Source organism: Pseudoalteromonas xiamenensis, assembly GCF_030994125.1.
In the GTDB taxonomy this organism is placed as follows: domain Bacteria; phylum Pseudomonadota; class Gammaproteobacteria; order Enterobacterales; family Alteromonadaceae; genus Pseudoalteromonas; species Pseudoalteromonas xiamenensis_B.
Map to the genome: position 1 here is coordinate 593,085 of NZ_CP099918.1, position 13,222 is coordinate 606,306.

The window sequence follows — 13,222 nt, forward strand, 5'->3', positions numbered from 1 at the left end:
ATAGCATCGCTTGTTGGTCGAATGCTGCATTTAAAGTGCGAAATACTCTTTGATACCAGCTAAAACATTTGAGACTGCGACTGACGCCAAAATCAACCCCATTACGCGGCTGATCACACTCGCTCCACCGTTGCCAATGAATCGATGGATCCAACTAGCTGCCAGCATCAATATCATCGCTATAATGACCACGCTCAACATCACTAACGTGGTTTGCGCTTGTTCCCACAGATTGTAACGGTGATTTTCAGTCAATAAAACGGCGGCTAACATGGCTCCGGGGCTTGCGAGTGAAGGCACGGCTAGCGGGAAAATCGCAGTTTCACTTTCTTTACCAACTAACCGAAGTTCTTCATCTGGTTTACTTTCGCCAAAAATCATCGACATCGCGAAAACAAACAAAACGATACCACCTGCAATTTGAAAAGCTAACAATGGAATGTTCAATGCGGTTAGGATAATCTCACCGACCGCGACGAAAAACACCAGTATCAAAGCGGCGACAAAAGCGGCTTGCAAAGCTATTTTTCGCTTTGCTTTCGCATCAAAACCATTGGTCACGGCTAAAAAAACGGGCACGGTTCCGATAGGGTCTATTACTGCAAAAAAGAATATAAATACTGCGACAAAATCAATCATTTGCTCTCCTACTATTCACTCCACGATAGACTTTCTTCGATGCGATGACAAATATTCGCATTGCTCACTTAAACCCAAAAACGACATTTATTTAGCTTCTGTTTAGGTAAAAAGGTGCGATGGTACACGTTCTATACTGACCCACACCTTAATGCGCCAAACTTGTGGCCTAAGTCAGTGAAGTAACATTAGGAAGGATATACTCAAATGCGACATCGGTATCATACAAATAAATCCTAAAAACACTGACAATTCTTAGTCCTTGCACTAACTTTAAACGAGAAGGGAAAGAGGGTTGAGAAACGATATGAGGATTTTAGTTGTTGATGACATGCCACTCATGCGTCACGTGCTAATCAACATGCTAAGGAAGCTCGAGTATTCGGATATTGTTGAAGCTACTGATGGCAAGCAAGCATTAGAGCTGTTGCAATCACGTCATTTTGATCTTGTGATTTCCGATTTGCACATGCCGAAAATGAACGGTAAGGACTTGGTTTCAACTATGCACAACGACAACAAGCTCAAGTCAATTCCCGTAATGATCGTCACATGCGAAGACAATAAGGAGAAAATTCATGAGCTTATTAAAGAACGCATTGATGGTTTTATAGTAAAACCATTTTGCCTAACGACGTTAGAAAAACAACTTAAGTACATTATGGCAAAGCAAAACTCGTCACAGCGACAAAGCCAAGTGCTTGAAAGTAAGGCTTAGCGCTATCAAATCCACACTCATCCAATAAATCGGCCAAGCGTATCCTATCGAGCGGAAAAAATTCATGCGCCAAGTTATGTCGCATTCGCTCAGCACCAATGCTCGTCAATCCTAAGTTTTCACAAGCGAAAAGTTGTGAGTCTCGTTCAAAAGACGTGTGTGGCTTCATCAAATCCGCGAGAAACAGAGGCTTACCTACTTTCAAATGACTTTGTATCGCTCTTAGCAAGATTGTTTTCTCTCCGTCGTCTGGCAAAAAGTGCAACACGAGTAAGCACACAACCGCGTCATACTCCTTTTTGCCATGCGCCAAAGGTTTAGCGAGGAAAGAAACTCGATCCTGAACACCGGCTTCCAGACAACGAGATTGTGCTATCTCTAACATATCCTCAGATACATCCTGAGCGACCAGTTGCCACTGCGGGTTGTGCAAAGCAAGTTTAACAACTTCGAATCCCGTTCCTGCGCCGACAATCAAAATACGTGCACTTTCAGGGAAAAGAGTATGCAATTGAGCCAACGTTAATTCATGCAGCAGTTCATAGCCAGGTATTAGCCGCTGAATTCGGCTATCGTAGTTAGTCGCTTCATCGCCTTTAAACGTTGGCATCATTAACTCCTTTCAATTAAGATTGTACTACTTCAACGCGAGACTGGCCTCCCGCGCCTTTTGTGACTTTTATTTGTGTACCAATGCGCTCGCTCATTTGACTTACGTGGGAAATAACCCCCACTTTACGACCTTGTGCTTGCAGTGCGTCAAGGGCGTCTAACGCGACACTCAAGGTTTCTGGATCCAAAGTACCAAACCCTTCATCAATGAATAATGAACCAATAGATACTTGATTCGACGACAACGATGCCAATCCTAATGCCAAAGCAAGCGACACTAAAAAAGATTCTCCACCCGAAAGTGTACTGATTGAGCGCTGTTCGTCAGCCATGTCTTTATCAATAATTGCAATGTCCAACGTTTGTCCAATTGAGGTGATGCGATAACGTTTTGAAAGGCTGACTAAATGCTGATTTGCATACATTAATAACAATTTAAGCGACTGTACTTGGGCTAGATTTCTCAACTTCTTACCCGTAGCATCGCCGAGTAATCGGTTCAGTAGCTGCCAATGTTCATGCTCTAGCAGATACGCATTCAGTTTTTCTTTATTATCGGCCAATAGCGCAACATTTTGGGCTTGAGTCGCTAACTGTGTTGATAGTTCAACTAGTTTGCTTTGCACGACATCAAGTCTTGCTAAAAGCGTAGGCTTCAGTTCAAGAAGCATCGTTTTACTTGGTTCTGGTTGCGTAAGCTTATGTTCTTCAATCTGCTTAGAAAGTTCGATAACACTGGCTTTTGTTTGAGAAAGCACCTCTTTCAAATGCTCTGATTGCTCAAGCAGCGCCTCTCGTTGCTCCTTTGGCATAGCCAATAACGCATCCAGTTCAACGTCGTCAATGCGATATTGCAAAACAAAACCTTCGAGCCAAGTCGTAAAACGAACACGATTTGCTTCTAACTCTTCTGTATTTTTTGCAAGCGATGCATCTAGGTGTTTTAACGTCATGACGTGTTCGTCGCGTTGTTTAATCCGTTTCTGTAATTCATTCGAGGCTGATTGCCCATGCTCCTGTGCTAAAAGCCATTGCTTCTCATAAGATTCAAGCCATTCCTGCGTGCTAACCGTCGGTGCAATTAATTGATTTCGAGCCGTGATTACTGCGTCTTTTTCTTTGATTAATGCTTGGCTTTCGACCTCTAAACGCTGACATGTAGCCTTGTTTTGTTCCACGGATTCTTGCACGGCTTTTTGCTGTTGCTTGAGCAGCATTTGATCATGCTGCAATTTTGCGTACATTTGCTGCAATGCCGCAAGATCGTTGAGCGCTTGTTCTCCAGCCTTGAGCACATCGCTAGGTGAGTGTTCAAGGCTGCCAAATTTTGCAAGAATAGGGGCATGTACATTGAGCTTTTGAAGTAGGGATTCTGACTTTAAAGCGAGTGCCGACTGTTGTTCTTCAATACTTTTTTGTTCAGCTGCAAGTCCCGTCGTTTGATTAATTATTTGCTGAAGCGCGTCATGTTGCGCTTGATGCTCTTGCGTCACCTGCTTCAGTTCAGCAGAAAGCGCTTGCTGGTTATTTAATAATTCGTGATGACGTGACAGTAAACGAGTTAAGGCTTGTCTTTCTTCATCAATTTGTGTCCAGCTTAGTGGCCAAATCAACGCAAGCTCTGCTGCACTTTGCGTCAGTTCGATTTCTAAGACGGCACGTTGATCTTTAGTTTGGTTGATTTGTTGAGACAATAATTGCAATCGCGTAACCGTTTGCTCTTTTTTAGCGAGCTGTTCTTGGTAACGTTGCTGGCTTTGCTCCAGCGCGCCCTCAGCCTTTTTAACTTGGAGTTGGAAGTCTTGAAGTAAGTTAAGCCAGTGGTCGTCGATATTCTCAACACCGTAAGGGTGATGCGTAGAACCACACACCATACATTCTTGACCCGGCCGAAGCTGCGAACGCAATTGGCTGACGTGTTCGCTACTTCTGAATTGCACTTGCTGTAGATTTTCTCGTGACATCACAGCACGTTGATTGGACAAATTGACCTGAGACGCCGTATCCGCCAGTTGCTGCTCTATCGTACTAAGCTGCAAACCTAACTGCCGTTCTTCACTTTGTTGCTGCAATTGATGCGTCGACAACGCTTCAAATTGCAGTGCCTTTTCACTCAATCGATCAAGACCGGATAAACGAGATTGTCCCCGCTGCGTGTCTTGATTTTTAAGCTCTAACGACAACGTGTCTAACTGTTTAGTCAACGCTTCTTTCTGAACGAAGAACGCATCCACTTGTTGTTTAATCGACACTTGCGTTTCAGCAGAGCGTTGCCGTTCCAACGAAATCTGTGCGAATTTCTGAGTAAGTGGTGCTGCCTGACTACGTATTTCTTCCAGTGCAGATAAATCCTGCGCAATTGAAGACCACAAGGGCGCTAACGTACTCAACTCAACTCGAGTATCCAATTCACTTAACGTTGCCTGTGATTGCTCAGACTGCTGCTGAAGATGTTTTTCAACCTCGCCCAGTTGTGCCAACAAAGTGGTTTGCCGGTGCGAAAGTTCGTTTAATTGCTTTTCGAGTTCATTAAGCTGCGCGGTGAGTAGCGTACTTCGTGCATCAAGCGATGATGCATCCCTTGCGACTGGTTTTGCCGATTCTAATTGTCGCTTAGCGGCGTCGAGTGCGGTCGTTGCTTTTTCAACTTCGGCTTGCTGAATATCGACCTGAGGCTGCCAATTTTGCGACGAAAGTACGTCAAGCTGCGTCTTCAAATTCGCTTGCGTCGCAAGCAATTTTTTATAGGTCGTTCGGTTATCTGCTATTTCTTGTGCCGCTAGACTTTGTTTGGCTCGATTAAATAGCGCACTATTTTCTGTCCAAACACGCTCTTTTTCTATGATGGTTTGCTTATACTCACTGAGTTTCGTGTTTAACCGCTCGAAGTGCTCATGCCACAATACGTCTAGATTCACTTGCTCGCTCTGGTGGCGAAGTTCATTGAGTTGCTGTTGATGTGCGGCTTGCTCTACCTTAAGCTGTTCAACTTGCTCATCAGGTAGAATGTGTATATCACCAAGTCTTGCTTGCTGAGTTTCAAGTGCCTGCTTCTTTTGTTGATAGACCTCGTAAATGCGCTGCCCAATACGGCTAAACTTATCACTCCCGGTTAGCCGTTCAAGCAGCTGTGCTCGCTCATCCCCAGAAGCCTTTAAAAAGGCAGAAAATTCATGTTGTGCAAGTAAGACGGCTCGGCTGAACTGTTCAAAGCTCAAACCAAGCGCGCGCTCAATATACTCTGGAGCCTGACTCTTCTCTGCAAGTAGCTCATCATCGGCATTGAATAGTTGATGTGTCGCAGATTGCAAACGACCATCAACTTTACCTCTTGCTCGCTTCACTTCCCAAACAGCTCGATAGGGTTTACCGTCATTACCAATAAAACAGGCCTCAGCTTGGCCTTGTGTAGTACCTCGACGTAACAAATGGCGAGGGTCATTTAATTTAATGTCATCGCCATTAAAATCAACTTTGTTCTTTTGGTCATTTCGAAGACGCGCTGTTTTGCCATAAAGCGCGAGACAAATGGCATCAAGTATTGTGCTTTTACCAGCGCCCGTATCTCCGGTTATCGCAAACAGACCGGTTTCGACCAACGGGGACACAGTAAAGTCAATAAACGCTTCATTTATTGAGGCTAAATTTTGAATTTTAATGCTGGTTAACTTCATTGTTCGTTCTCGTCTAATTCCATGACCAACGTATCGAGCAAGCTTTCTAAATGTGCCGGAATTTCAGCTTCGCTATCGATTTGGCTGTGATAAGCAAACTCCAAAAGTTGCCTTACTGTAACTTCTTTAGCGTGTTCAATGTCGAACATAGCACTTTCCACAGCGCCTTGCTCACTCGTGGAAACACGTTCAATACCGCAGAAGTGGACGTTTAAATGCTTCATTGCTTCATCAATTTTTGCGCGAAATTGACTATCTGTTTCTTTGGCGTCCATACGTAAACGTAGAAAAGGGGTTGGTGACGCGGCGTCAACCTGCAGTGCTTTTAATTCTTCGCAAAGCGCATCGAGCATCAAGGCACCTTCGGCGGGCACTTGGATCAGTTCTTTGTGCCTTGGAATGTAAAGGGGCTTTACACTTTCCAACTGACTGTTTGAGAAAGTCAGCACAAGCGCTTGATGTTTATATTTTTTTTCTGCAAAAGACATGGGCATTGGCGTGCCACAATAACGTATGGCTTCGCTGCCCGCGACCCTTTGCGCTTTATGGAGGTGCCCTAACGCAACGTAATTTGCATTAGATGGAAAAATAGAAGCGCTGACCGAATCAAACCCACCGATACATAAGTTACGCTCTGAATCTTGACTAATGTCACCACCTTTCGCATGAAGATGGCCCATACAGATAAGGGTATAGGGTTCAGCGCATTCGATGGTTGCACAAGCTTGTTCATAGGCCATTCGCACTGCGTTTTCGTAACGAGAAAGTTCATCTTGAGAGGCATTAATGTCGCTTGGTCGAAGGAAGGGCATCGCAACAACGAACACATTTTCCGAGTGGATTTTTAATGGCACAACGACACGAGAAGGATCTTTACGATCAAAGCGACCGATGACATGCGAATCAAAACGCTCTAACAACGGTTTTGCCGTTTCAATACGGGCAGGGGAGTCGTGGTTTCCAGCAATAAAAATTAACTGTGTTTGCGGGCAGGTCGCTTTTACTGATTTTATAAAATCATAGAGCATCTGTTCAGCTTGCGCAGAGGGCGTGGCCGTATGAAATACATCACCACTCACTAGGAGTAAATCAATTTGCTCACTCTCAAGTGTTTCGACTAACCAAGCTAAAAACGCTTGCTGTTCTTCTAATCGACTATGGTCGTAAAACTGTTGTCCTAAATGCCAATCTGACGTGTGCAACACCTTCATTCAGAGCGTTTCCTTGAAATAACAGAACGCTCAGTGTACACCGATTATTGTCTTAGGTTAACGGATCAGTTGCATCCAAACCAAAATGATCAATGGAATCGCCAATAACAATAGCATTGCAGGTGTTTTCAACACCTTCGTTTGTCTGCCTTGCAACGACTTCAACGCCGATTGCTCGTTACACGCTGCTATTTTATCAATATAAAAATAGCCTTCGTCTAAGTATTGTTTACAATTTTGCTCATCCGCAGGGATAGCAATGATCTCTTCTTTCTTTTTTAGTATGTAGAAATCCATACTGCTCACCACATTTCTTGCTAAACGGGGTATCAATTACACAGCAAAACCAGCGCCAGTTTTGCCCGGAAATAAAAAAGTGCGCGATTTTAAAGACAAAATAGTTCGAATTACAACAGTAAATGTCCTTTAAATGGATTTATTTTTAAAATAGGGACTATAACCTGACGAAATATTGACCATAGCGGCCTTGTTATAATGGGTGTTACAGCATCGATTATCGACTCGATTATAAAACGCTCAATTATCCCTTACCGTTGTCACTTGGTCGTGTATCGGTTGCTACACCGCTTACATTTTGCGACGCTCCCACCTTCATACAACCGTCATTTTAGTCATGGGTAGTACTAAAGATATGAATAAATTAATTTCAGCGCTTTCGCTGTGTTTACCTATTGCATTTAGCAGTACGGTATCCGCCTCAGCCATCGAGCAAACCAAAGGGGACTTCGTTGACAAATTTCGTCAATTGGACGAGGTTCTACCTACACCAAACGTGTATCGCAGTGCAGCAGGTGAACCGGGTGAACAGTATTGGCAACAACGTGTTGACTACGACATTGATGTCGCACTTGATGAGAAAGCAAGGCGTTTACGTGGCTCTCAAAAAATTGACTATAAGAATAATTCCCCACACACCTTGAAATACTTTTGGCTGCAATTAGATCAAAACATTTTCAAGTCCGATTCTCTTGCTGAGCGAAGTGCAACGTTTGATAACGCACTTAAGCCTATGCCTGACGCAAAACCTGCGCAGATAAGCTTCAATAATCTGCGTCGTTTGCAATTTATGTCGGATAACGAACTGGGTTATGAAATAGCGAATGTTAAAGACAGTCAAGGTAACCCTCTACGCATTACCATTGTCGATACCTTAATGCGCGTCGACCTTAATGAGCCACTTAAACCAGGCAAAAGCACAGCATTCACGATGGACTTTGCCTTTAACATCGTCGAAGAAGACGCGGTAGGCGCGCGCTCAGGCTATGAACATTTTGAAAAAGATGGCAATGACATTTTCCTATTGGCGCAGTGGTTTCCGCGTCTAGCTGCCTACACAGACTATGAAGCATGGACAAACAAAGCGTTTCTAGGGCGCGGTGAATTTACGTTGGAGTTCGGTAACTACAACGTCGATATTACGGTTCCTGCAGATCATGTTGTATCCGCTACTGGTGAATTGACAAACGCCAGCAGAGTACTGTCTAAAACGCAGCAGAAGCGCCTGAAAGACGCTGAAAACGCAAAAAGACCTGTCTTTATCGTGACCGAAGAAGAAGCGCTGGAAAACGAGAAAGAGGGCACAAGCGAAACCAAAACTTGGCATTTCAAAGCCGATAATGTGCGTGATTTTGCTTGGGCATCGTCACGTAAATTCATCTGGGATGCCAAAGGGTATCATCAAGGTGGAAAAGACCAGCCATTGGTCATGGCGATGAGCTTTTACCCTAAAGAGGGTGGGGACCTTTGGAAAAAGTATTCAACAGAAGCCGTTGTACACACGATGGAAGTGTATTCTCGCTTTTCATTTGATTACCCTTACCCTGTTGCTCAGTCAGTTAACGGGCCAGTCGGTGGTATGGAATACCCGATGATCACGTTCAACGGACCTCGCACAGAGCTACAGGACGATGGTTCTCGCACCTATTCGCTTGCTGAAAAGCGATTCTTACTCGGGGTCGTTATTCACGAAGTAGGGCATATTTATTTCCCAATGGTTGTTAACTCCGATGAACGCCAATGGACTTGGATGGACGAGGGTCTAAACAGCTTCTTAGATGGTATTGCGGGACGCGAATGGGATCCGAATATTCCTTGGGGTGTTGAACCAAGAGATGTTGTTTCTTACATGAAATCCGAGAGCCAAGTACCTATTATGACTCAGTCAGACAGTGTACTTCACCTTGGTCCCAATGCCTATACTAAACCTGCGGCCGCACTTAATATTCTTCGCGAAGTGATCTTAGGTCGTGAGCTGTTTGATTTTGCGTTTAAAGAATACGCAACACGTTGGAAGTATAAGCGTCCTACACCGGCTGATTTCTTTAGAACGATGGAAGAAGCCTCTGGCGTTGACTTAGATTGGTTCTGGCGAGGCTGGTTTTACACCACCGACCATGTGGATATCTCGATTGATCGGGTCTATCGTTTGTCTCTTGATACACACAATCCAGACGTTGATTATGGTCGTTTAAGAAGCATTGAACAGGATAAGCCAATGCCTTTATTCGTAAAACGTAATAAAGAAGAAGGCAAAACGCTGTGGATTGAGCGCAATCAAGACGTAAAAGATTTCTACGACGAACATGACCAATTTACCGTTACAAATAAAGAACGTAACGACTACCGGGAATTCTTAAGTGATTTAGAACCTTGGGAGCGAAAAGCGTTAGACCGAGCGATCACTGAACAAAAGAACTACTATGTACTTGAATTCAGTAACTTAGGTGGTTTAGTCATGCCTATCTTGCTTGAACTGACATACCAAGATGGAACGAAAGAAGAACGGGTACTACCGGCTGAAATTTGGCGACGTTCACCTCATAAAGTGAGCAAATTAATTGTGACGGACAAAGGCCGTGAACTGCAATCAATTACCGTCGACCCTCGCTGGGAAACTGCTGATGTAGACGTAGAAAATAATCACTATCCACGTCGTATCATTGAATCACGCCTTGAAAGCTATAAGCACAAGAAAGGGGATGAACGATTGAAGCGCGATACGATGCACAACATCACAACTGAGCTAAAACCAGTAGAAGATGACAACCCAAAAAAATCGCTGGAGAAAAATAATTAATGAGATACCTCATTAGTTTAATGCTTTTGATGTGCACGGCAGTTAATGCCAGTGCACATCAACTTAAAGCTGCCGTCACTACCGTATTGTTTAACAAAAACAGTGGTCATATTGAGCTTATGCACCGCTATTATTTACACGATACCGAACACGCTGTTGGTGAACTCATTGGCAAACACGCGGATATTTTGCAGAACAAAGCCGATCAGGCTTCTTTTGCAGATTACGCGTTTGACCGTATTCAGTTAGAGATTAACCACAAACCTCTTAAACTAGAAAACGTCGGTTTTGAGGTCGATGGTAAATTTTTATGGGTTTATCAAGAAACGCCGTTGGTGACCAATGTAACGTCCATTCGAATGCGCAATAATGTGCTACGTGATATTTGGGCTGAGCAGATGAACCTAGTGAACATAGAAGGATTAGGAAGCGTGCGAAGCATGCATTTTGATGGGCAAGATGATTGGCTTGAAGTCTTTATAAAATAAACCGTTTTCCCCCAACCAACGCGTATTTATTGAGTAGCGAAAACCAAAGTAGTACGCGTTTTTTCATTCGTCGTAATTTGCTCCTTGATGCAGTGTCCTGCGGGCTATTTTCTCGCTAAACTATGTAAATACGCGCTGGTTTGATCCCAGTAATACTTACGCGAGTAGGTATCCAAAAACTTGGCTATTAATTGGCTATTAATTGGCTATTAAAGAGAGTACACCTGTTGAATTCCACAGTCTATCAAGGCGTTATTTTTGATCTCGATGGCACATTGATGTCTTCATCCCTCGATTTTCAAGCAATGCGTGCAGCAATTAAATGTCCGCCAGAACAAGATATTTTGGCCTATATTGATGCCATGACATGTATTGAGACTCAGCAATGTGCGATTGATGCCATCATCGCTTTTGAACTTCAAGACGCACAAGAAGCCAACGTAATAGACGGGGTTTTGGACACCTTACATCATTTCAAATCAAACGGCTTGCCGCTCGCTATCGTAACGCGTAATTGTAGACAAGCAAGCCACATAAAAGTACAAAGCGGCAAATTGCCGATTGACATAATTCTGAGTCGTGAAGATGCAGCAGCAAAACCAGATCCAGAAGCCCTCCTTCTCATCGCCAACGACTGGGGATTGCAGCCGGAACAATGTCTATATGTTGGGGACTACCTTTATGATTTGCTCGCCGCACACAATGCAGGTATGGCGAGTTGCTTGTACGCGCCAAACGAGCTGCCTCCTTATCATCAGCAAGCTACTTGCGTCATTCAAGATTTCACGACGCTTATTAAGATTGTTTGCGGCGAGTGACAAGCCCTAGGACAAGCACTCGGCCCTAAATATTGAATTAGTCGCGTTTCCTTTGATTTTGGGTATAGCCCAAATCCGTTTGTCTTGTTAAAATCTCGTCAAATTAAACTAAATTGCATATAGAGATTTAAGATGGGCAGAGCATTTGAAGTCCGCAAAAATGCCATGGCAAAAACGGCAGCGGTGAAAACCAAAGTAAACTCAAAATACGGAAAAGAAATTTACGTTGTGGCGAAAAACGGCGGCCCAGACCCAGAAACTAACCTTTCTCTTCGTCGCTTAATTGATAAAGCAAAAAAAGATCAGGTTCCTGCTCACGTAATCGAAAAAGCGATTGAAAAGGCTGCGGGCGGCGCAGGTGAAGATTACTCTCCAGCACGTTATGAAGGTTATGGTCCGGGTAACTGTATGGTTATTGTTGACTGTCTAACGGACAATCCAAACCGCACAATCAAAGACGTTCGTTTACCTTTCACAAAAACAGATTCAAAAATCGGTAGCCCTGGCTGTGTTGCGCACATGTTTGATCACTTAGCGATTCTAGGTTTCGAAGGTGATGACGATGAAGCTGTGCTTGAAGCGTTGATGATGGCTGATGTTGATGTAACGGATGTAGAAGTAGAAGACGGTAAAGTCTCTGTTTTTGCACCTCACACTGAATACTTCAAAACCAAGACTGCGCTAACTGAAGCGTTTGAAGGCGTGAACTTTGATGTAGATGAAATCACGTTCCTACCACAAACCAGTGTTGAGATTTCTGATCCAGAAGTAATTGCCAACTTTGATAAGTTCATCACGATGCTTGAAGATTGTGACGACGTTCAAAACGTTTACCATAACGCGGTTGTTATCCGCGACTAAACGATAACTACTCGATAAAAAAGGAGCTAATTAGCTCCTTTTTTATTGTCATAAAAAACTGTAAAGCCCCTTTACACCTATATCCTAAACACAGTTCAAAATGCTTTCAACACTGCGCCTTGGTGCGTCCACACCGCTTTGATCAATGTGCCCAAGTCGAGCAAAGAAAGCAGGAGGAGGACATTGAAGACTCTGCGCCAACGCTTTTCGCGCTGTTTCATGTTGTACTAAAACACTGATTGGATGAAGCCCAATCCCTTGCTTTTGCATATGCAACCAAAGTACACCTAATTCATAACCGCACTCAAACAGGGCTTCTTGAGAGTTTTCTTTTGGACTTAACGCCAGGTAATAAGGCCCACTCTCGACCAATTCTCCAAGTCCCACTGCCATTTTTTTTGCAAGCCCTAAGCGCTTGTTGATTGGCATCATTGTTGGGTGAAACCCATACCGAAACAACAGGCGAAACGGCTTACTAACCGGACCAAATAGATTACGTAAGTAAAATCCATCTTCAGCAAATTCATCCTCATCGAAGCGAATGTAATTGTACGTTTCTTCCCATGCCGACTTGTTGGTAAAGTCCAATGCAGCGTATTGCTTAGTTAAATTACCTAAGTTCGTACCCACGTGATCCGCGGAAAAGAAATGACACGACGCATGCTGAACAATCGTTTCAAGCGAATCAATGTCTACAGCCTCAGGCTTAAATGCGCTGCGAATCGTATGGCGTTCGCGAATACGTTGACTTAGCGCATGGTATTCATCTACATCAGCGCCTTTACTCAATTTGGTAATGGCGCTTGTTGCTAACACGCGACGACCTTCTTGCTCACCTTGCCATTGCCAATTCAATTGATAGCCTTGGCATGCCAACAACGCCGTGAGAAAGTGGGTAAATACGCCTGCACTGATAAACATCTCTCGTTCTAAACTGTCAAGCCCACGTAACACGCGATGGCTATCGAAACCAACACAAACCTCTTGGGATAGTAAACTATAATCCACTCGCCAAGGCTGACAGTTATGTGAAGAAGGTGCGAGCCTGGCCGTTTCGATTGCACGCTCTAACGCCTCATAAAATCCATCCATCAACGTGTCCTT

Annotated in this window: 11 protein-coding genes; 5 read left to right on the plus strand and 6 right to left on the minus strand. The window is 43.9% G+C overall.

The window, feature by feature from the left end:
* Positions 1-30: 30 nt before the first annotated feature.
* The gene (locus tag NI389_RS19665) at positions 31-639 is read right to left on the minus strand and encodes a MarC family protein (RefSeq protein WP_308363198.1); all 609 of its coding nucleotides are present in this window, start codon (positions 637-639) and stop codon (positions 31-33) included.
* 307 nt (positions 640-946) lie between these two features.
* Here NI389_RS19665 and NI389_RS19670 point away from each other — a divergent pair, with 307 nt between their 5' ends.
* Positions 947-1,357 carry a response regulator gene (locus tag NI389_RS19670; protein WP_308363199.1) on the plus strand — a complete coding sequence of 137 codons (411 nt, stop codon included), beginning with the start codon at positions 947-949 and terminating at the stop codon, positions 1,355-1,357.
* On the opposite strand, the gene NI389_RS19675 is transcribed toward NI389_RS19670, so the two are convergent.
* From NI389_RS19675 to NI389_RS19690, 4 genes are read right to left on the minus strand one after another with little or no spacing between them, the layout of a single operon-like run.
* Positions 1,299-1,967 (minus strand): class I SAM-dependent methyltransferase, encoded by a 669-nt coding sequence (locus NI389_RS19675; RefSeq protein ID WP_308363491.1) that lies wholly within the window; start codon positions 1,965-1,967, stop codon positions 1,299-1,301. The genes NI389_RS19670 and NI389_RS19675 overlap by 59 nt on opposite strands.
* 16 nt (positions 1,968-1,983) lie before the next feature.
* Positions 1,984-5,643, minus strand: a complete 3,660-nt coding sequence (locus NI389_RS19680) for an AAA family ATPase (protein WP_308363200.1) — start codon at positions 5,641-5,643, stop codon at positions 1,984-1,986.
* The gene (locus NI389_RS19685; protein WP_308363201.1) at positions 5,640-6,854 is read right to left on the minus strand and encodes a metallophosphoesterase family protein; all 1,215 of its coding nucleotides are present in this window, start codon (positions 6,852-6,854) and stop codon (positions 5,640-5,642) included. The genes NI389_RS19680 and NI389_RS19685 overlap by 4 nt, the downstream gene beginning before the upstream one ends.
* A 57-nt stretch (positions 6,855-6,911) precedes the next feature.
* Complete coding sequence (locus NI389_RS19690) at positions 6,912-7,151, minus strand: hypothetical protein (RefSeq protein ID WP_208844851.1); 240 nt, start codon at positions 7,149-7,151, stop codon at positions 6,912-6,914.
* 355 nt (positions 7,152-7,506) lie between these two features.
* On the opposite strand from NI389_RS19690, the gene NI389_RS19695 reads away from it, so the two are divergent.
* From NI389_RS19695 to NI389_RS19710, 4 genes are all read left to right on the plus strand, one after another.
* A complete protein-coding gene (locus NI389_RS19695) occupies positions 7,507-9,951 on the plus strand; it encodes a M1 family metallopeptidase (protein ID WP_308363203.1) in 2,445 nt (814 codons plus the stop codon).
* Entirely contained in the window at positions 9,951-10,439 is a 489-nt protein-coding gene (locus tag NI389_RS19700) for a DUF6702 family protein (protein ID WP_308363204.1), read from the plus strand. Before NI389_RS19695 ends, NI389_RS19700 begins: the two co-directional genes overlap by 1 nt.
* A gap of 227 nt (positions 10,440-10,666) precedes the next feature.
* Positions 10,667-11,257, plus strand: a complete 591-nt coding sequence (locus tag NI389_RS19705) for an HAD family hydrolase (RefSeq protein ID WP_308363206.1) — start codon at positions 10,667-10,669, stop codon at positions 11,255-11,257.
* Between the two features lie 132 nt (positions 11,258-11,389).
* On the plus strand, positions 11,390-12,118 hold the full coding sequence (locus tag NI389_RS19710; protein ID WP_308363207.1) for a YebC/PmpR family DNA-binding transcriptional regulator: 729 nt from the start codon (positions 11,390-11,392) through the stop codon (positions 12,116-12,118).
* An 84-nt stretch (positions 12,119-12,202) separates the two neighbouring features.
* On the opposite strand, the gene NI389_RS19715 is transcribed toward NI389_RS19710, so the two are convergent.
* Positions 12,203-13,210: a hypothetical protein gene (locus NI389_RS19715; protein ID WP_308363208.1), complete on the minus strand. Its 1,008-nt coding sequence runs from the start codon at positions 13,208-13,210 to the stop codon at positions 12,203-12,205.
* Positions 13,211-13,222 lie beyond the last annotated feature (12 nt).

Coding starts and splice junctions, on each gene's coding strand:
- NI389_RS19665 (WP_308363198.1), bottom strand. CDS start 639: ATGATTGATTTTGTCGCAGTATTTATATTCTTTTTTGCAGTAATAGAC.
- NI389_RS19670 (WP_308363199.1), top strand. CDS start 947: ATGAGGATTTTAGTTGTTGATGACATGCCACTCATGCGTCACGTGCTA.
- NI389_RS19675 (WP_308363491.1), bottom strand. CDS start 1,967: ATGCCAACGTTTAAAGGCGATGAAGCGACTAACTACGATAGCCGAATT.
- NI389_RS19680 (WP_308363200.1), bottom strand. CDS start 5,643: ATGAAGTTAACCAGCATTAAAATTCAAAATTTAGCCTCAATAAATGAA.
- NI389_RS19685 (WP_308363201.1), bottom strand. CDS start 6,854: ATGAAGGTGTTGCACACGTCAGATTGGCATTTAGGACAACAGTTTTAC.
- NI389_RS19690 (WP_208844851.1), bottom strand. CDS start 7,151: ATGGATTTCTACATACTAAAAAAGAAAGAAGAGATCATTGCTATCCCT.
- NI389_RS19695 (WP_308363203.1), top strand. CDS start 7,507: ATGAATAAATTAATTTCAGCGCTTTCGCTGTGTTTACCTATTGCATTT.
- NI389_RS19700 (WP_308363204.1), top strand. CDS start 9,951: ATGAGATACCTCATTAGTTTAATGCTTTTGATGTGCACGGCAGTTAAT.
- NI389_RS19710 (WP_308363207.1), top strand. CDS start 11,390: ATGGGCAGAGCATTTGAAGTCCGCAAAAATGCCATGGCAAAAACGGCA.
- NI389_RS19715 (WP_308363208.1), bottom strand. CDS start 13,210: ATGGATGGATTTTATGAGGCGTTAGAGCGTGCAATCGAAACGGCCAGG.